The sequence below is a fragment of the Erythrobacter sp. JB1-4 genome (genome assembly GCF_057365025.1).
On record NZ_CP200292.1, the window covers coordinates 1848334 to 1866385 of the forward strand.

General features: G+C 55.0%; 15 protein-coding genes. 6 read left to right on the forward strand and 9 right to left on the reverse strand.

The genetic code is table 11. The features are described from left to right. The first annotated feature begins 183 nt into the window (after positions 1-183). Both AC0V61_RS08630 and AC0V61_RS08635 read left to right on the forward strand, forming a co-directional pair. Positions 184-1269, forward strand: coding sequence for an O-antigen ligase family protein (locus AC0V61_RS08630; RefSeq protein ID WP_486156841.1), 1086 nt, complete (start codon positions 184-186; stop codon positions 1267-1269). 22 nt (positions 1270-1291) lie between these two features. Next, positions 1292-2752 (forward strand): oligosaccharide flippase family protein, encoded by a 1461-nt coding sequence (locus AC0V61_RS08635; RefSeq protein ID WP_486156842.1) that lies wholly within the window; start codon positions 1292-1294, stop codon positions 2750-2752. A 25-nt stretch (positions 2753-2777) separates the two neighbouring features. On the opposite strand, the gene AC0V61_RS08640 is transcribed toward AC0V61_RS08635, so the two are convergent. Together AC0V61_RS08640 and AC0V61_RS08645 are read right to left on the reverse strand one after the other, a co-directional pair. Next, positions 2778-5735, reverse strand: a complete 2958-nt coding sequence (locus AC0V61_RS08640) for a hypothetical protein (protein WP_486156843.1) — start codon at positions 5733-5735, stop codon at positions 2778-2780. After that, positions 5735-6001: a spike base protein, RCAP_Rcc01079 family gene (locus AC0V61_RS08645; protein ID WP_486156844.1), complete on the reverse strand. Its 267-nt coding sequence runs from the start codon at positions 5999-6001 to the stop codon at positions 5735-5737. Before AC0V61_RS08645 ends, AC0V61_RS08640 begins: the two co-directional genes overlap by 1 nt. A 185-nt stretch (positions 6002-6186) precedes the next feature. Here AC0V61_RS08645 and AC0V61_RS08650 point away from each other — a divergent pair, with 185 nt between their 5' ends. Then, complete coding sequence (locus AC0V61_RS08650) at positions 6187-7131, forward strand: glycosyltransferase family 2 protein (protein WP_486156845.1); 945 nt, start codon at positions 6187-6189, stop codon at positions 7129-7131. Here the strand turns inward: AC0V61_RS08650 and AC0V61_RS08655 are convergent. The 3 genes from AC0V61_RS08655 to AC0V61_RS08665 all read right to left on the reverse strand — a co-directional run bounded on the left by AC0V61_RS08655 (position 7125) and on the right by AC0V61_RS08665 (position 11302). After that, complete coding sequence (locus AC0V61_RS08655; RefSeq protein WP_486156846.1) at positions 7125-7946, reverse strand: glycosyltransferase family 4 protein; 822 nt, start codon at positions 7944-7946, stop codon at positions 7125-7127. The genes AC0V61_RS08650 and AC0V61_RS08655 overlap by 7 nt on opposite strands. Positions 7947-8371: 425 nt before the next feature. After that, a complete protein-coding gene (locus AC0V61_RS08660; protein ID WP_486156847.1) occupies positions 8372-10573 on the reverse strand; it encodes a GumC family protein in 2202 nt (733 codons plus the stop codon). A 6-nt stretch (positions 10574-10579) separates the two neighbouring features. Next, entirely contained in the window at positions 10580-11302 is a 723-nt protein-coding gene (locus AC0V61_RS08665; protein WP_486156848.1) for a polysaccharide biosynthesis/export family protein, read from the reverse strand. 283 nt (positions 11303-11585) lie between these two features. On the opposite strand from AC0V61_RS08665, the gene AC0V61_RS08670 reads away from it, so the two are divergent. Then, on the forward strand, positions 11586-12143 hold the full coding sequence (locus AC0V61_RS08670) for a hypothetical protein (protein ID WP_486156849.1): 558 nt from the start codon (positions 11586-11588) through the stop codon (positions 12141-12143). Positions 12144-12153: 10 nt separating this feature from the next. Here AC0V61_RS08670 and AC0V61_RS08675 read toward each other — a convergent pair whose 3' ends face one another. Together AC0V61_RS08675 and AC0V61_RS08680 are read right to left on the reverse strand one after the other, a co-directional pair. Next, on the reverse strand, positions 12154-12636 hold the full coding sequence (locus tag AC0V61_RS08675; RefSeq protein WP_486156850.1) for a glycosyltransferase: 483 nt from the start codon (positions 12634-12636) through the stop codon (positions 12154-12156). Then, positions 12633-13091: a glucuronosyltransferase gene (locus AC0V61_RS08680; RefSeq protein ID WP_486156851.1), complete on the reverse strand. Its 459-nt coding sequence runs from the start codon at positions 13089-13091 to the stop codon at positions 12633-12635. The genes AC0V61_RS08675 and AC0V61_RS08680 overlap by 4 nt, the downstream gene beginning before the upstream one ends. Before the next feature lie 192 nt (positions 13092-13283). Between AC0V61_RS08680 and AC0V61_RS08685 the strand changes: the two genes are divergently transcribed. Next, positions 13284-14363: a CaiB/BaiF CoA transferase family protein gene (locus AC0V61_RS08685; protein WP_486156852.1), complete on the forward strand. Its 1080-nt coding sequence runs from the start codon at positions 13284-13286 to the stop codon at positions 14361-14363. A gap of 3 nt (positions 14364-14366) precedes the next feature. Further along, positions 14367-14819, forward strand: coding sequence for a MaoC family dehydratase (locus tag AC0V61_RS08690; RefSeq protein ID WP_486156853.1), 453 nt, complete (start codon positions 14367-14369; stop codon positions 14817-14819). Here the strand turns inward: AC0V61_RS08690 and AC0V61_RS08695 are convergent. Next, positions 14816-17254 carry an efflux transporter outer membrane subunit gene (locus tag AC0V61_RS08695; protein ID WP_486156854.1) on the reverse strand — a complete coding sequence of 813 codons (2439 nt, stop codon included), beginning with the start codon at positions 17252-17254 and terminating at the stop codon, positions 14816-14818. The genes AC0V61_RS08690 and AC0V61_RS08695 overlap by 4 nt on opposite strands. Positions 17255-17294: 40 nt before the next feature. After that, positions 17295-18026: an ABC transporter ATP-binding protein gene (locus AC0V61_RS08700; RefSeq protein WP_486156855.1), complete on the reverse strand. Its 732-nt coding sequence runs from the start codon at positions 18024-18026 to the stop codon at positions 17295-17297. Positions 18027-18052 lie beyond the last annotated feature (26 nt).

The window sequence follows — 18052 nt, forward strand, 5'->3', positions numbered from 1 at the left end:
GTCGTTGTCGCGGGCCTCAATCTTTACGCCTACCGGATTGCGATCATTGCGGCGATTCCTTTGCTTATCTATTTGGCCCCGCGCAGATCGGGCTCCCTTAACAGGGTCGATCTTTTGGTGGCTATTGGCTGTATTTGGATGATGATCTCTTTCGTCCGGCTTTATGGGCCAACGGAAGGGTTGGTGCGTTCGCTTGCCATCGTGCTCGATACATTTGGAGGGTATTTGATCGCCCGTGGCTCTGTCTCCAGCCTTAATGATCTGCGCCGCGTGTTAATTTTGATTATTCCAGGACTCCTTTTCGCAGCAAGCATGTTTGCCCTCGAGAGTTTGTCCGGCCAACTTATCGTCCGTCCATTCTTCAGCTCGATTTTCGGTAGTGCGGTGAGCTATGAAGCAGGTTCTGCGCAAGGGAACCTCAACCTTCTCTATGAGACCCGAATTGGCCTCCTGCGCGCTTACAGCGTGTTTTCCTTCCCCATTCTTGGCGGTGTTGTGCTGGCAAGTTTGCTTCCTCTCTATCTAATGAGCGGGATCCGTTCGCGTGCAATGTATGCTGGAATTGTGGCGTCAGCTGCCGCGTTTTTCTCCCTGTCATCTGCAACCTTTATTGCATTGGCATTGGGTATCGGAATGGTCCTGTTTGACCGCTTTCTCCCGTTACTTCGTCCTCTGCGCTGGCCTTTTGTTGCGGCCGGTTTAGCCTTTTATGGCATGCTCGCTGAGATCGCTCTTCAAGGCGGTATTGTCGGGGTGGTGGGCCGCTTCACACTCAATCCTGCGACTGCCTACATCCGCCGTATGCAGTGGAAGTATGGCGGAGAGACGGTCATGGACAATCCTCTATTCGGGATCGGCTTTGCCATTCATGATAAGCCAGCTTGGTTGACAGATGCTATCGATGCCCACTTCTTGTTGCTTGCTTTGCGTTTCGGCCTGATCACACCGGTACTCTTCGCGATTGCGGTTGCGATTGTCATGTTCACCTTGGGGCGAAGCGCTGCCTTTTTGCCTCGAGCCGATCGCAATTTTGTTATCAGCTTGAACATGATGATGGCTATTTTGGTGTTCATTTCGATGACGGTGACCTTCTTCTCTGAAGCGAATGTGTACTTCATGATCACGCTTGGAGTGACGACGTCTTGTATGATTGCGGTTACTCAATCCAGAAGGGCGCCGGCTTCGATGCGGCGGCCCATGCCTGTCGAAGCAACCCCGGGCCCACAACAAACAGCGCAAGGTTCATCACCGGCTCAAAACCGGCGATAGGCGAAGAGTTCAGCCACTTACCATGCTCGCTCGAAACAGCCTTTTCTCAATGGCAGGAAGCATCTTTCCTGTCCTTGTGACGATCTTAACCCTGCCGTTCTTGCTCGGTATTATTGGGGCAGAGCGCTATGGGGCATTGGCCCTATGCTGGCTCATTCTGATTTACTCCGCGCATATCCTTGACGGCGTGGGAACCGCTATCACCCACGCTGTAGCCCGCGCCGCGTCTGACCATCAGGCGTCTCGCGACACCATGGTGACGGGTCTCGCTACTGCAGTGGTAGTTAGCCCAGCGACAGCAATCGTCGCTAGCATCATTGCGTTCGTCTTTTTTGGGCAGTTTTTTGAGGTCAGCGAAACTGTTCGCGCTGAACTGATTGCATCAATCTGGCTTATTGGGGCGGCAAGCTTTGTGAGCGGCGTCTCGCGATCCGTCTACGGCGCATTGATTGGCAAAGAGCGCTTCCCCAGCGCATCGCTTGCTTTGATGGTAAGTAATGGCGGGCTACCTCTACTGGCTTTGCTGTTTGCCCATGCCTTCGGGCCAAGCATGGTTGTGCTCCTTTGGGCCAGCTTGACAGCTTACTGCCTTGGGCTCGCTTTGTTGCTCTTGGATTTGTGGCGGTCACAATTGCGCGGGCAAGAAGCCAAGCTGAGCTGGATGCGCTCCAAGTCCCTTTTGCAATTTGGCTTTTGGATCATCGCTACAGCAATCGTAGCCCCCCTACTCCTGACGATGGATCGTATGGTTATCGGCGCTCAGTTGGGCGCAGTCGCAGTGGCGGCGTACACCATACCATTTCAGGTTATCAGCCGTTTGCAGTTGATTCCGCAATCACTAGTGAAGGTCCTGTTCCCGAGACTTTCTGTCGCTCAAGGGGATAGAGCAAGACGAATGGCGTTCTTTTATTCGATTGTAATGTCAGCCTGTTTTGCACCAATGATCGTTGGTCTGATCTTTTTGATGGAGCCCCTGCTACAGCTTTGGTTAGGCAGCAATCTTGACCCTCGTTCCATACGCGTTGGGACTTGGCTTCTTTGCGCCTTCTACGTGACCGCTATTGGGCAAACGATGGCAGTATTCTTGCAATCGCAAGAGCGCGGTGACCTTGTCGCAAAGTTCCAGTTTGCGACTGTTCTCCCGTATCTCGCTCTGCTTCTCTATTGCGCCAACACTTATGGCCTGATGGGAGTAGTTGGTGCATTCCTGTTCAGACGTAGCATTGAAGCATGCTTCCTGGTGCACAAATCCGGCTTCGGGAACCGCAATTTCTGGATCACGCAGGTCCCGGCTGTGTTCGGCCTCGTGGCTGCGATGGCATTGACAGGCCTTGTTCCTGGACTCTTGATAAAGGCTTTGACGGGAACCTCGATTGCCTGTGTTGTTTTGGCCGGAGCAATCTTGATTGCTCCCAAAGATCTCAAGGCCATGGTCCTTGAGCAAGTCCGCAAGCGATTGCGGTTCAAGGACCATGGCACTTAGGATTAAGGTCTAATCGCTACGCTGGTTAGGAACCTGGCCGGAAGAGCAAAAGCGCGCTGACGGTGCGACCGCCTACATTGTTGGTAACGCTTACGGTTCCGACGTCGGCCATTGTTGAGCCAAGCTGAATTCCATCACCATAAGACAGAAGGTTTTCAACCTGGGTGGCACCAGTCATGGTCGCGCTGCTGGTGGCTGTATGCGAGCCAAGTCCTGCTAGCGCGAGGGTCCCATCTTCGATTGCAAAGCCAGATACATTTGCAGAGCGTATCGAAGTGACAGTGGCTGCATTTGGAGCGTTCGCGATTGATCCAGCGACCAGACCGATTTTTGTGGGAGTGTTTGAACCGGTGGCTGTTGCTGTGAGATCATAAGGACCATCGCCGGGTAAAGCAGCTTCTTCGACGATAAAACCGGCGAACGCTTCGAGCGAAGCAGCCGGGTCGTCATTCTGGGTGCCTAGGAAGAACACCCGCGCCATGGGCACCGTTCCACCTGTACCCGTGATCGAGCAGTTGATGTCGTTCACAGATACGCCTGTGCCTGCCCCGACCATCGCAAACACCTGTCGATCTGCGCCAGTGGCAATGAGGCCTGTGGCTGATGCGACATCTGTGCTCGAGCCGCCTTGGACGCTGTCGATCAACTCAAGGTCAGTGCTTGGAGGAGGCGCTTCAGCGATGGGTCCAACCGTGGCGCTCACTGCGAAGTTTACACCTCCCGGACCCGTTGCCTCAACGGCATAGGCGATCAGTGTTCCTTCATCGGTTTCAACCAATGTGTAAGTGTCCTCGAAGGTCCCCGGGATCGCTAACCCGTCGCGAAGCCATACCCTGTCGTTGACCACTCCATCTTCAACAACTCCATCATCACCAAGCAAAGTCTGGCCAACTTGCGGTGTTCCAGAGATTGAGGGTGCAACGCTCCATGTTGGCAGAGGATCGCCCGGATCAGGCGTAGCAAAGGCTGAAATCGCGCCTTTACTTGAGGTTTCGGGAAATTCTACAGCGCGAAGGTCATTGAAAAGTGTCGGCGCCGCACCATTGGTTAGAAGCGCGCCTGTAGGTGAAAAATCACCATTAAGTGCGTCCGCAAAGAGCGTCGTGCTATCACCGCCGCTCGAGGTGCCGTTCAAGCCTGCCGGCAGACCCACATTCTGGATCACGTGGTTATCATTCACCATCAACGTCGCTGGAATGGGATCACCGTTTCGAACTGTCATCCGTCTCACGACATTGTTTGCGATGAGCGAGTAAACATCGCCGCCCTGACCGTCTGCAGGTATCAATGTGCGCTGGGTTGCCATGGTGTTGTGGGCAAACACGCCGTGGCTCACCATACCCCCCAGATCAGACTGTAGCCCTTCATCGGGGGTCCCAAGATTGTTGTAAAGAGCGTTGCCGATAACAACGCTATCGATCACACCCGGGCGATCTTGCACAAAAATATTCTGAGCATCGATTTGCCATAGGCGATTGAAAGCAAATACCATATTCTCACGAAAATCAGGCAGGATTGGCAGCTGATAAATATCAGAGTGAATGTCAAAGTGTGTTGGAAGCGTTGTGGGAACGGCAATGTCTTCTTCTGCCGCACCATTGGTAGTATCTGGCGGCGATAGAGAAATTCCCACGCGCGAGTCGTCAATTAGGCTCGCGGACCAATTTGGCTGCGAATTGACCCAATCGACCGCGCTTTCGATCCGATAATTGGTATCGTCTTGAAAGCCTTGTTCACTCCCATCAAACTCAAAGCTTGCCACATCGCTAATATCGACGCGAAGCACCAGACTGCGCGGTGAATTTCTTATCGATACGGTAGGAGTACCAGCCCCTGAGTAGGCAATGCTCATTGCATCAACGTTGGTATAGTAGAATGCGCTTGAGTGATCGTGAACTTCATTGGCAACGAAGCACACCGCGTCTTGCGCCAGATCAGCCCAAGTCGCCGAAGTTCTGCAACCTCTTACCAATGGCGCTTTATCAAAGACATCATTCACATCAGTAACTACGCAATCGGTGAACCACGCGCCATTTCTGAAAAGGCCCGGAATGATATTGCGCGGAGACAGACGCCACAGGTCCTCACGCCCGCGTCGTTGCACAATATTGATCCCGTCAAGCCAATGCTCTCCATCTTCGAGCTCGGTATAGAACTCGAGGGTTTCAACGAAGTCTATAGTGATCTGAGAGCCCTTGAAGTGAAGGCTGTCCATTCCTGGACGCATGCGAGTGAAATCGCCTTCAACCGCTGGGGGAAGCTGAAGGAATGTGACGGGGGAGCTGGCTTCGATCCGACACCAGCCGGTTGGCGAATGGCGGTTTGCATTACCAAGCTCATATTCGCCCGTCTCCAGGACGCGAACTCGTGGGTGTTGGGCATTTTGAGCCCGCAAGTGTGTGAACGCTTCTTCCATTGAGAGGAAGTCCGCGCCGCCACTCGCGGCAACAGAGACATCATAGTCGAAGTCAATCGATGCCATGACGAATGGATATGGCCCGGTAATGCGAGATTGCATTGTTGGATCGCTGGGGACGGCCTCGACATAAACGTCCGCAACCCCCTCTTTTCCTGATGGTCTGCTCAAAGTAGCCCACCATCCGAGCGTCTCATATGTGGACCCGTCAGGACGTTCGAATGTGCGAAAAGTGGGTTCATCCACACGGATCACATTGCCTTCGCAATGAAAATCAACATGGGACATGCCAAGGTTGGTGATTAGCGACCCGCCGTCATTGGCTGCTGCAAACACTCCTATGACATTGGCAATCCTCACCGTTTGCCGCGGTGGAGTGAGAAGCCGGCACACGGGTTTCGCAGTCGTGCGGGTTGGATCGGTGGGAAGGCTGGCAAACCCGCTTGAAGGTGTGCCATCCCATGTTTCGCTGGGCCTCAAGCTTTGATTAAGCGGCTGCCCAGAACCGAACTGAGCAAATCGCGAAAATTCATTGCCAAAGCCGGTTCCAAAACCGAACCCGACCATCAGATCAAACCCACCATATCCGCTGCAGTGGTGCCTGTTTCACGCACGGCGGCCGGGCGGATGTCCAGAATCGATCCGCTGGGGACGTTCCGGAAAATGACCTCACTGTTCGTGCGGGCGCTGGAAACAACAAGGTCGCCGCCTGTTCCGACGTAGATTGCCTTGGGGATGAATCCCAGGTCTGTGCTGTCGCTAGGAGCGATATCAAACCAATCACGTGAGGGGGAAGTGACGCTGTCAGTGGTTGAAAATGGGTCTTGAGGCATAGATGTTCTCCTTAGAATCGAAATAGAACATAAGTAGAACATGCTATGTAGGAAAGTTCTTGTTTTCAGACTCAATTTTCAGCCCCATAATTTGCGCGGGTCGATTGTTTGCTCGTGACTGACGATCCTTAATTCCGTAAGCAGCGCTGCAACACGTCTTTTACGAACAGGCCAACCTTCCAATTATGTTAGTTTCACCCGAGAACGCTGAAGTCACGGTTATTATGGTTAGCTGGAACACGCGTGAGCTAACACTCAAAGCGATAGAGACGCTACTCGAGAATGCAGGTGATGTTCGGATGCATGTTGTCTTGTGGGACAACGCGTCCGCCGATGGTTCTGCAGAGGCGGTCGCTGAGAGATTTCCGGACATTGAGTTGATCGCTCATGACGACAATATTGGTTTTGCCGAAGCCAACAACAAAGTGGCCGCGTCAGCGAAAAGCGATTGGTTGCTTTTACTCAATCCGGATACAGAGACTCATCCGAACGCGGTCGAAAATTTGCTAAAGTTTGGGAAAGCGAACCCCCAGGCGGGCATTGTGGGAGGGCGCACCGTTTATCCTGACGGCTCGCTAAATCCTGCATCATGCTGGAAAAAGTCCTCGCCTTGGAGCGTGTTCTGTAGCGCCTTTGGATTTAGCCGTTTGTTTCCCAATTCACCATTTTGGAACCCAGAAGCCATCGGTGGATGGAAGCGGGACAGCGTGCGCGAGGTCGATATCGTGGTTGGCTGTTTCTTCCTTCTGAAGCGTTCCTTGTGGAACGAGTTAAATGGTTTCGATTCCAAATATTTCATGTACGGCGAGGAGGCAGACATGTGCCTGCGTGCAGCAAAGCTCGGCTTTCGGCCGATGATCACGCCCGATGCGCAGATCATGCATTTGGTCGGCGCCTCGACAACTTTGCGTAGCCAGAAACAGATAAAACTCATGCGGGCGAAAGTGAGTTTGATCAAAGACCACTGGCCTTCAAGCTCGGTTCCAATCGGGCAAGCCTTGATGTGGTTTTGGATTGCCAACCGCAGGTTCGCATCGGTGATGCAAGCGCTCCTTTCAGGTGATCGAGATGCGTCGGGTGAATGGGCGAAGATTTGGGAAGCCCGCAAAGAATGGCTGAAAGGCTATTGAGCGAGTGTCTGAACTGGCAATGCGCTTTGCAGGGCAGCTTGGTAGTTATTTGCTATAGCATTGCGCGTAAAAAATTTTGCCGCTCCTGACTTTTGCCAGTCCGCCAGCTCGCTCTTCATTTCACTTTCTTGTTCCACAGCTTGAACCATTGCGTCGGCGATTGAGGCAGGGTCGTTTGCCTCGACACCGATTGCAAAAGGCAGATCATCGAAATAACCATCAATAGCTGTGCCCTTGGGGTAGATTATCGGAAGCCCAGCAAAGAGGGCCTCGATAAAGACCAAGCCAAACGACTCAGCGCGCGATGGAACAACCAAGGCGCACGCTTGATTCATGCGTTCCTGCATCGCGCTGCGTTGAACGGGTCCGGCAAACCGGATCTGCTTGGCTTTCGCTGTGAGTTCTTTGCAATGAGCGAGCTCAGCGTCGCTCCCGCCACCCAAAATCGTTATCGGGTGAGCCTTGCTCCGGTCCCCAAGCAAAGAAGCGGCCTGCGCCAATCCGGCGAGGTTCTTCACGCTATGGTTCTTGAGATGAAAAACGGAGATTAGATCGCCGCCCGTCATTCTTGGTTCTTTGATTGTGTCGAGCTCTGTTGGGCATGGGATCAGGTGAATTCCGTCCGATCGTTTGCCGAGCGAGTTTTCGATGGCACCACGCGCGATGGGTGTGAACGTGCAGACCATATTCGCATCGCGATATATCCGCCCAAACACGCTCTTTAAATCCGGGCGTGCCTTTAAGATGCGCCGATCGGTGTTTCCCTGGATCGTTATTGCATAAGGGACCCCGACTAGTCTCGCGGCTTTCGCCACAGCTATGCCTTCGATGGTGAGCTTGTGACCCACTATCAAATGCGCAGGATCGGCACTCGCAGCGATTTGGTTTGCTAAGTGTTCGCCCAGGCGCTCAAGCATGGTCTTGTGAAAAAAGCCGCGGCCCGGAGCCAAGTACTCCAGAGCCTTGCCGAGCCCAAACTGCTGCTCATTGCGAACTATTTCATTTTTGTTGAATAGACTCACTGCGACTTCGCGAAGGCGAGGAGACACGCGATTTAGAGACACAACACGGTGATCGAATGCCTCCGCCGTTAGCTCCAAGAAGCTCTTGATGACGGGCGTTTTAAAAGGCGCGATGGGATCAGGAAAGTCGCCGCTGACGTGGAGTATTCGGCTGGTCATGATGCACTCTTTATGTGCGAACGCAGTCGCAACGAGCCGGGGACACCAACTCCGTTATTCTACTCTTTGGCATCACCGTACTGATAATAGCTGTATTGATAGCTATAATCCTGACCTGCTTCCAAGGCGCGATACTTCGTCAGGATCACACCCAACATTTTAGCTCCACTCGCCTGCAGGCGCCGCTTGGCGGTCTTGGCCTTGCCAAACTGAATCCGGTTGGCTTCCATCACAAAGATAGTGCCGTCAACGACACGCGACAACATTGGCGCGTCTGCGAGGCCCATCACTGGGCTAGAGTCGAAGATGATCAACGAATAGTCGTTGCGGTGCTTGGCGATAAGCTCGCCGACATAGGATTCCGCCAAAAGCTCCGTCGGACTCGCCGGAATTTCAGCAATCGCAAGGATATCGAGGTTCTCATGAACCCCTTTGATCACCGCATTCTCAAGCTCAGTGTGCCCAAGCAATACCTCAACCAGCCCTACCTTAGGCTTCTCGATATCAAGAAGTTTCGCGATTGTTGGACGGCGCAAATCTGCATCGATAAGCAGGGTCTTGCGCCCCATGCGAGCGAACAGTTCAGCAAGGATAACTGCGGTCGTTGATTTACCCTCAGAGGCTTCCGTACTGGTAAACTGCAACACATTACGGTCGCGCGACAATGAAAAGTCGATACTAGATCGGATCGATGCATAAGATTCCATCAACGTGCTGAAATCGTTTCCAAAGACCTCAATGTCGCGTTCGTCCACATAAGGGGTTTGGCCAAACAGCGGCAGTCCCAGCTTGTCTTCAACTTCCTCAAGTGATCGTATGCGGTCGTCAAATGTCTCACGCAGAAGAGCTAGTCCGCCCGCCAGCGCTATACCTGCCACAAGAGCCATTGTGAGATTGACAGACAGGCTTGGTGCGTACGGGCTTGATGGCACAACGGCATTGTCCAGTTTGTTGAACGCGCCGGCGTCCACATTGGCCGCACTGCTTACTTGGTTGTAACGGGTGAGCAGAGACTCAAGCTGCCCGCGCAGTGCCTCAGCCTCGCGTTCGAGCACGCTTAGCTGAACTTGATCATCCTGCTCACTCAGCGTTGCACCAGTCAGGTTGTTAAGCTCCGCTTGAAGAGCTTGCTCTTGGTTGCGAGCAACAATGAAATCGTTGCGGACAGAGGCCTTAATCGCATTGCCGCGTTCATCGATTTGCCGGTCGAGAACGGCAATTTGCTGAAGCAGATTTTGGATTTGCGGGAACTCATCATTGTACCGCTGACGCAGTTCAATGAGTTCGCTTTCTTTTGAAATCTTATCGGCCACCAGGCCCTGCAGGACCGAGTTGGTCTGGACAGCTGGAAGCTGGTCAGCAGGGGCGTTTTGTATGGCGCGCCATTTTTGCTCAGCGGCTATCCGATCAGCACGCGCGGCAGAAAAGCGCGCATTAGCGGAGGTGAGGTTCGTGCTGGTCAAAGTGGTAGGCGCAGCGCCTTCACCTTCGCCCGGTTGAACAATGATCTGTGCGCCGCGAGCATAGTTGTTTACCGCCGTCTCGGCCTCTTCCAAGCGGCTGCGGATCTGTGTGACCTGTTCTAGAAGATACTCTTGCGCGTATTCATTGGTCTCGATCGAGCTGCGCGTATCGGATTCTGCGAATGCATCGGCATATCCATTGGCAAGCTCAGCAGCCAGAACGGGGTCAGACGAACGATAGCTGATCGTGATAATCCAATTGTCGTCAGGGATCGCGGCTGACACTTGGCTCTGGAGCCGACCTGCCGCAGCATCGGTCTTTGTCTGGAGCCACTGTTCGTCGCTCATGTTCGGTGGGCGCGTCGCGTCAAAGTCCGCACCCAGTAACGCCGAACGCTCACCAAGGTTGAGGTTCTGCGCAACGGTGGTTGCTAGATTGCGTGACCGTATGACGGCAAGCTGTGTTTGCAGGAAATCAAACACTTGGTTGCTTGCAATGCCAGCCTCGACGTCCTGACCCTCTACGATGTATTGCCCATAGGGCTCGACCCGAACAGTAGAGCGAGCCTCATACATCGGCGTTGAAAGAAGCGTAACGATAAGCCCAGCGATTAGCGATGCGACAATCACGCCAGCCAGAAGCCAGCGCTGACGATACAGCATGCCGCGGATGGCGGACAGATCGAGAAGAGGGCGCGGAGCCTCGACAGGACCAAGTTGGCCGTCGGGCATGTAGGCATCGACCCAACCTTGGCGCGGGTCTTGGCCCGGGGCCTGCATTAGCGAACGATCGTTCATGACGGTTTAGTTGCTGCTCTGCACCGCAACCGTGGCGAATACGCCCAGAGCGGGAAGGGTTTTCAAAACGTCTTGGTAGAAGACAGACAATCCGTCTGTGCCCATTACCACGCGGTCGCCCGGAGCAAGGACTGGATCCAGCATAGTGCCCTGACGCATTTGGCTATAATCAAACAGCGCGATCATCACACCATCAGTGCTTTCGCGGAAAACGGCAACTTGTTGGGTGTTCGCAGTCCGGGTCGGCCCACCCCCCATCGCAATTGCCGAAGAAAGCCGCGATCCTGGCTGAAACGCATAAACGCCGGGGTCTTCAACTGACCCTTCGACGGTCACAAGGTGTGACGCATAGTTTGCGATATTTACGCTGACCATTGGAGTACGAAGGCCGGCGGCAAGCAGGCGCTTTGCAATGTCTTGTTCAAGCTCACGTGTGGTTAGGCCGGCAGCTGGAATAGTGCCGAGCAGGGGCAAGGAAACCGAGCCATCTACACCAAGCATGACCTCTGCAAGCGAGAGATCGGGCTCTCTGAAAACATTGATCGAAATCTGGTCTGAAGGACGCAGAGCATAAGTTGCCGGTCGCGCTTGTGAATAAAGACCTTGGCCAAGGTCTGCACGGGGTTGTGCTACTGCGGGACCAATAACTGGTGCCGGTGTCGACGCGCATGCCGACAGGCCAAATGCGCTCATTGCGATCACTGCACCCAATTGCTTCGAGATTTTCATACGCTAACCTTTTACCCCAATTCGGACCCTCTCTTAGAGGTGGCATGACTGCAGCGCAACAGATTTGCAGGTACGGTAAGATTGGTTCGATTGTGCTAGTCCTATTTCGGGACGCACTCGGGTAAGGTTGGTGGTTTGCGCGCTTGTCGCTGGCTGGTTGTCAGCCCTTGCGCACTCGGGCGCCGAGCCTTCGATGATTGCGGTGATACCAAACAAAGTTGCATTGCATCCGCTCATGCCGTCCCGCTAAAGTCTAATAAGACAAAAAGCGGAATGTAAATTGTTGCAAGATCAACCTTCATTACTCAGCCTGATGGCTTGCGCGCTTTATGGGCTAATCGTTCTTACCAGCGGCTGGGCAGGGCGCACTGCGATTGGTCAAAGACAGCAGCCATGGCATCATCGAGCCTGGATATTGATGGCGGTCTTCTTTGGCATCCTGATTGTCTCAAGGCTCCTCGGCTTTGAAGAGGTGCTAAGAGCTGGTCTTCGTGATGCTCTTCAAGCGCGAGACTTGAATGAAGGCCGGCGGTCAATTCAGGGGCCAATCATCGCGGTCACGATTATAGCATTCACCTCTGCTGCAATGCTGGCAGCATACTGGGTCTCAAAGCGCGTTGCTGGCAGGCGCAATATTGCACTTGCTGTTGCGATTGGAGCTTGCGGTGCGATGATAGCAACCATCGCCATGCGGACAGTATCGCTACACGCTTTGGATCAGCTCTTAAACGGTCCGCTCAAGCTCAATTGGGTTGGCGATATTGGTTCCAGCCTCACAGTGCTTGTCGCCTCCATCATCTACATCCGCATTGTTAGCGGGAATAAGCCGAAGCACCGATAGGCCGTCCGGCCTAAATCTCGCCGCTCTCGATGAAGCCCGCAATCGCACTCCGAAGCTTGATTGCTGTGGGGGATGTTTGCGTCTTAGTCTCTGAAGCTGCCAACCCTTCGGCGATACGGTCGCGCAGCTCAGTCTCATCCATCGCGATCAGCACACCAGACCGACCTGCCAAATTTTGGACTGTTGCAACTTGGTGATCATTACGATGTTCGCCTTTGTCAAATCGACGCGGCATTAAAATGATAGGCTTTTGAAATCGCTGGGCTGTTAGAACGGTACCAATCCCAGCATGAGCTACAATCAAGCTGCTGCGTTCTACCAAGCTTTCAAATTCTGCAGGTGCGATACTGGTCCGCGCCGTCATATTCTTTGGCTCGTATTCACTCCTGCCAGTTTGCGCGATGACCTCCATGCCAAGACCAGGTGCAAGGCCATCCATTGCCTCAATCAATCGGTCAAAACCAAGTTGCATCCCCACGGTGACGAGTATCATAACACAGCCCCTCGGTATTTGACTGTGTCATTATTGGCGAGGTGCTCCCACTGGGTTAGGCATTCGTGCGCAGTGCGCCTCGAGAGTTTCCCGCACATCGATAGCTCTTCGCCGTTTGCAACGCTGTCAATCCAGAGTGTCTTTGCACCGATCAGCCGACCAGCAAGAAGACAAAAATACCCAGGTGCAGCCCCAGTTGAGATAACAGTATGAGGGCGATGTTTCAGAATGATCTTCACAGCCGCCAACGCACAACGCAGCGCCTTAAACGGTGTGTTCTGATTGCAATCTGGCAGTGTGTCTGCATTTTGAATGCCGCGTTGCTGAGCAATTTTGGCGTCGGTCGTTACAAAGCGCACGTCATAGTTTTCTAGCGTCTCGCGAAGCAGCATCATTTGCTCCCAATGTCCTCCGCCAGAGGCAACCGCTAGCACCTTGCGGCTGGAATTTGTCATGTCTGATTTGCCATTCGTATAGGGTGATATCTTGAGCGTTCTAATCGTCATATGCGCGCTTCACAACGCTGAAGATTCCCCCCGAATCATAGCAACAAGGACCAACCCGACGAGTGTAGGAAGGCTTGCTCTTACACCCACTTCGCTTCACACAGCATCCCAAGCACGAACGCATGAGGGAGAGAAGAGAACATGACCGCCTTAAAAGGGCCGCTGACCGGGCTCAAAGTAATGGAATTTGCAGGAATTGGCCCGGGTCCGCACGTGGGAATGCTGCTGGCTGATCTTGGCGCAGAAGTGGTGCGGATTGACCGCCCCGGCGGCGCTACAATGAACCCGGTTGTGGAACGCGCGCGTCACCGCGTGATGGTTGATCTCAAGAGCGAGGAGGGCCTTGCCTTCTGCCGCAATGCAGCGAGCAAAGCCGATGTATTGATCGAAGGCCTGCGCCCCGGTGTGATGGAGCGGCTGGGCCTTGGACCAGATGAGCTGTTTGAGGCAAACCCGCGCCTTGTTTATGCCCGCATGACCGGGTGGGGGCAGGAAGGGCCTTTGGCTAAAGCGGCTGGACACGACATCAACTACATCGCGATCACGGGCGCATTGGATGCAGTGGGCAAGAAAGGGGATGTGCCAATCCCGCCGCAAAACCTAATCGGTGATTTTGGCGGCGGTTCAATGTACTGCGCCTTTGGCATTATGGCTGCGCTGTATGAGCGGGGACAGTCGGACAAAGGCCAAGTGGTCGACGCGGCGATTGTTGATGGCGTCACCAGCCTGATGAGCTTCTTTTTTGGCCAACAGCACGGTATGATCCGCACAAATGAACGCGGCACCGGAATGCTGGGCGGAGGCGCGCATTTCTATCAGTGCTATGAATGTGCAGATGGCAAGGAAATCTCGCTTGGGTCGATTGAGCCGCAATTCTACGCTGAATTGGTCGAACGGATCGGCGCGGCCGACTTGGCGCAAGGGCAGATGAACCCTGCCAATTGGGTGGATTATGCTGAGAAGCTTACCGCGCTATTCAAAACCAAAACGCAGGCCGAATGGAACGAAATCCTTGAGGGCACAGACGTTTGTTATGGTCCGGTCGTCGGCCTCGATGATGCGCCCAACCATCCGCATATGAAAGAGCGCGGCGTCTATGTGGAGCACGAGGGCAAAACGCATCCTGCGCCCGCTCCCCGTTTCAGCCGTACGCCGGGCGAAGTTCGCTCAAGCGATGATAATGGCGAGGCAGTGGTCAAAAGCTGGCTATCAGAAGGGTAAACCATGGCAGGCAAATTCTTCGATCAGTGGGAAGTGGGCGAGCGTCTTTCCCACGATATTCGCCGAACGGTGACGGAGACGGACAACCTTCTGTTCTCTACCATGACCCACAACCCGCAGCCGCTCCACCTTGACGTTGAGGCGGCAAAGGAAAGCGGGTTTGGCCAGATCCTCGTGAACTCGACTTTCACCTTTTCGCTGCTTGTTGGCCTATCGGTAGGAGACACCACTTTGGGCACTTTGGTCGCGAACTTGGGCTTTGACAAAGTGGTCACGCCCAAGCCCGTGTTCATCGGCGACACTTTGCGGGCGGAAAGCGAAGTCAAAGAGCTTCGCCCCAGCAAATCGCGGCCAGAGGCAGGGGTAGTGACCTTTACCCACGAGCTAATCAACCAGCGCGATGAAGTGGTGTGCCGGTGCGAACGCTCCGCCTTGATCAAGCGAAGCGATGGTTAAGCGGTTTCGTCTTTAGCTTGAGACGCATCGCCGCCTAGTGCCTGCCACAGGACAATCCGCGCTCTTTGAGCCGCACCCAAAGCTGCCGCTGCGCGCTCCCCGCTGCTGTCTGCGGCTCGCCGCGCTTCAAGCACTTCAAGGAAACTCGAAAGCCCTGCACGATACCGGTCATCGGCAAGGTTAGCCGCGCGCTCCAATTCGTCGCGTTCTTGCGCGGCGAGGGCGGCTTGCTCGTCGGCGGCCGCCACAAGGCCATAGGCAGCCTCGGCATCGCCTAAGGCTTGGAACACAGCACCGCGATAGGCTTGAAATGCGGCTTTCTTATTGGCCGCAGCGCCGTCGATTTCAGCCTCAATCCGGCCAAAATCAAGGAGGGGAGCCGCCACACCAGCGGTAAGAGTGCGTATCAGCGAATCATCGTCAAAGAAGTTGCTGGGGCTAAAAGACAAAAGACCAAGTACACCGGAGAGGGTCAGCTTGGGAAAGCGTGAACGTGCGGTTGCCGCAAGCTCTGCATCGCTCGCGGCCAATTCGGAAGCCGCGGCCCGCACGTCGGGTCTGTTGGCGAGAAGTTCGGAAGGGACGCTCGCAGGTGCACCGCTAAGGTCAGGCGCAGCGGCGGCTTTGGCGAGCGCTGCCATGACATCAGCGCCACTGAGGCTAGTTAATGTCACCAATCGACCAATCAGCCGGGCGCGCTCGGTCTTGAGCGCTGCCAAACGCGAGCGCGATGCACTGGCCTGCGATTGGGCGCGCACGCGGTCGAAACCCGGCGCAATGCCAGCGTCTTCGCGCGTTTTGGCAAGCGCAGCTAGGCGGGTTGCCGCCTCAACATCGCTTTCAATCGCTTTGGTGCGGGCATCTAGCGCGCGCCAATCTACGACGCTTGCAGCGATCTCGGAGAGGAGGGCGAGGCGCACGGCTGAAGCGGATGCAGTTGCGGCGTCGATCCTGGCGAGGGAGGCGCGTTCTTGCGCTCGTAGCTGGCCGAAGAGGTCTGCGTCCCAGCGCGCCGTTATGTTCGCGCCGTAAGAGACTTGGGTGGTATCAATCGCCTGCGCAAAAGGATTGTCCGCGCCGAATTGGTTTGGGTTGATGCGGTTTTCTGTGACGTTGGCATCAATGCCAAAGTTAGGAAGGCGCTCTGCTCCAGCACGTCTTGCTCCTGCGCGAGCCGCTTCGACCCGAGCCATCGCTTCAAGAAGAGTGGGCGCGCGGTCCAATGCGGCCTTGGAAAGGGTGACAAAGGCTGCATCTTGATTGGGCATAAGTGCATCAAGCGAGGCGCTGCTCGAGGCGTCAGCTGCGAAAGCGTAGTTTTGTGGAAGGACCGGAGTGGGAGTTGCTATCTCGGGCGGCGGGCCAGCAACGCAGGCGGTCAGGCTAGCTGCAAGGCCGATTACAAGTAGTGGGGTGCGAAAGGCGAGCATCTGTCTACTCCCCCCATTCTCATTGGTGCTGGCAGCTGGGATAAAGGCGTCGATTTGTTGTCCCACACGGAATGCTTCGCCGCCCTTGTCTTGGGGCAATGCGTAGATGACTTGAAGGACGCGAACATCGACCCGTTCAGCCGCGCTGTTGGTAAGCGAGCGTTTTGGAACTACTTGCGGTTCAACGCGCACAAATTGCGCCTCGACCCGAAGGTCGGCGGCACCGCGAGGTGAGACGATGGCAGAGGCTCCAAGCTTCACGCGGGCGGCTTCGTTTTCATCGATATCGACGCGGATGTGCAGCGGGTTTGTTTCACCCATCTGCATGAATGGCGCGCTGTTCCCGCCGCCTTGGGTCGCGACAAATTCGCCGGGGCGCACGTTTACTGCGAGTATTTCGCCAGAAATGGGTGCACGGATTGTCAGGCGTTCGATCTCGGTGCGCACGCTCGCGGCGCGGGCTTGGGCTGCGTTCAAACGGGCGCGGGCGACGGACAGGCGACTTTTAGCAGCTTTCGCTTCACCTTCTGCACGGATGACTTCCGAGCGGCTCACCGCAGCAGGATCTGATAATTCTCCATAAAGCGCCAATTGATCGCTTGCGGTCTTCTGCGCGGTTTGCGCCTCGGCAATGGCCGCGCGTGCCTCTTGGATTGAGGCGTTGGCCTCAGACAATTGCGCGCGTGCTGAGCGGGCATCGACCAGAAACAGCGGCTGGCCTTTCTCCACCCGGTCCCCTGGAGCCACGCGCACATCGGTCACGAGGCCCGAAAGCGCTGAGCCGATATCGATGACCTCGCTCGCAGGCTCGACAATGCCGGACCCTGCCACCCGTGCCCCATCGGCGAGCGCACCGGTCGCCTTGGGCGGTTCTTTATTGGGCGCAGCGATCGAGCGGTCGGGCAAGCCAAAGGCGATGTAAACAATCGCGCAGGCGATCCCGATAACCGCCAGAACCGGCAGAATTTGCCGCGAGAAGCTGATGTTTGAAGGGAGAAGGGCCATGATGTGTCTCTTGTGGAGTGGGAGAGGGTTGGAGGGGGGCTTAATGTCCGTCCGGCATATCGGTCCCGTCGTGCGTAACGAGACCGTCTTCCAGAACGAGGATACGGTCAGCCATGTCGAAAATGCGGTTGTCGTGGGTGACGATGATGCAGGCGCGATCTTCGGCAACGGCGACTTCGCGCAGCAAATCCATCACGCGCCGCCCTGAGCTTGCATCAAGTGCTGCGGTTGGCTCATCGCACACCACAAGGCGCGGTTCATGCACTAGAGCGCGCGCAATCGCGACGCGTTGCTGTTGACCGCCGGAAAGCTGATTGGGCAGTTTCTCAGCCTGATTGCCAATATTGAGCTTTTCAAGAAGCCCCTTGGCTTTTTCTCGCGCTTCTTCGCGAGGTACTCCTTTGGCAATCAAAGGGACCGCTGCGTTCGCCGCTGCATCGATGGAGGGGATGAGGTTGTATTGCTGGAAAATAAAGCCGATGTTCTCAAGACGAAAGTTGACCAATTCGGTGTCAGACAGCTTGTAAATATCGGTGCCGAAGACTTTCACCTCGCCATCGGTTGGCCACAAAATACCGCACATGATTGAGATGAGCGTCGTCTTGCCCGAACCGCTTTCGCCGACAACAAAGGTCATCTCGCCTGAGCGGATTTCTGTATCGATGCCGTGCAGCACCCGGATAGTGGACTGACCCGCCTGAAAGTCGCGCACAATGCCGCGTGCACAAATCGCAGCTTCGGGGCTGCATCCGCCGATTGCAGTGGTATCCATGATTTTAGAGTTCATCTGGTTCATAT

Coding starts and splice junctions, on each gene's coding strand:
- AC0V61_RS08635 (WP_486156842.1), top strand. CDS start 1,292: ATGCTCGCTCGAAACAGCCTTTTCTCAATGGCAGGAAGCATCTTTCCT.
- AC0V61_RS08640 (WP_486156843.1), bottom strand. CDS start 5,735: ATGGTCGGGTTCGGTTTTGGAACCGGCTTTGGCAATGAATTTTCGCGA.
- AC0V61_RS08645 (WP_486156844.1), bottom strand. CDS start 6,001: ATGCCTCAAGACCCATTTTCAACCACTGACAGCGTCACTTCCCCCTCA.
- AC0V61_RS08650 (WP_486156845.1), top strand. CDS start 6,187: ATGTTAGTTTCACCCGAGAACGCTGAAGTCACGGTTATTATGGTTAGC.
- AC0V61_RS08660 (WP_486156847.1), bottom strand. CDS start 10,573: ATGAACGATCGTTCGCTAATGCAGGCCCCGGGCCAAGACCCGCGCCAA.
- AC0V61_RS08665 (WP_486156848.1), bottom strand. CDS start 11,302: ATGAAAATCTCGAAGCAATTGGGTGCAGTGATCGCAATGAGCGCATTT.
- AC0V61_RS08675 (WP_486156850.1), bottom strand. CDS start 12,636: ATGATACTCGTCACCGTGGGGATGCAACTTGGTTTTGACCGATTGATT.
- AC0V61_RS08680 (WP_486156851.1), bottom strand. CDS start 13,091: ATGACAAATTCCAGCCGCAAGGTGCTAGCGGTTGCCTCTGGCGGAGGA.
- AC0V61_RS08685 (WP_486156852.1), top strand. CDS start 13,284: ATGACCGCCTTAAAAGGGCCGCTGACCGGGCTCAAAGTAATGGAATTT.
- AC0V61_RS08690 (WP_486156853.1), top strand. CDS start 14,367: ATGGCAGGCAAATTCTTCGATCAGTGGGAAGTGGGCGAGCGTCTTTCC.
- AC0V61_RS08695 (WP_486156854.1), bottom strand. CDS start 17,254: ATGGCCCTTCTCCCTTCAAACATCAGCTTCTCGCGGCAAATTCTGCCG.
- AC0V61_RS08700 (WP_486156855.1), bottom strand. CDS start 18,026: ATGGATACCACTGCAATCGGCGGATGCAGCCCCGAAGCTGCGATTTGT.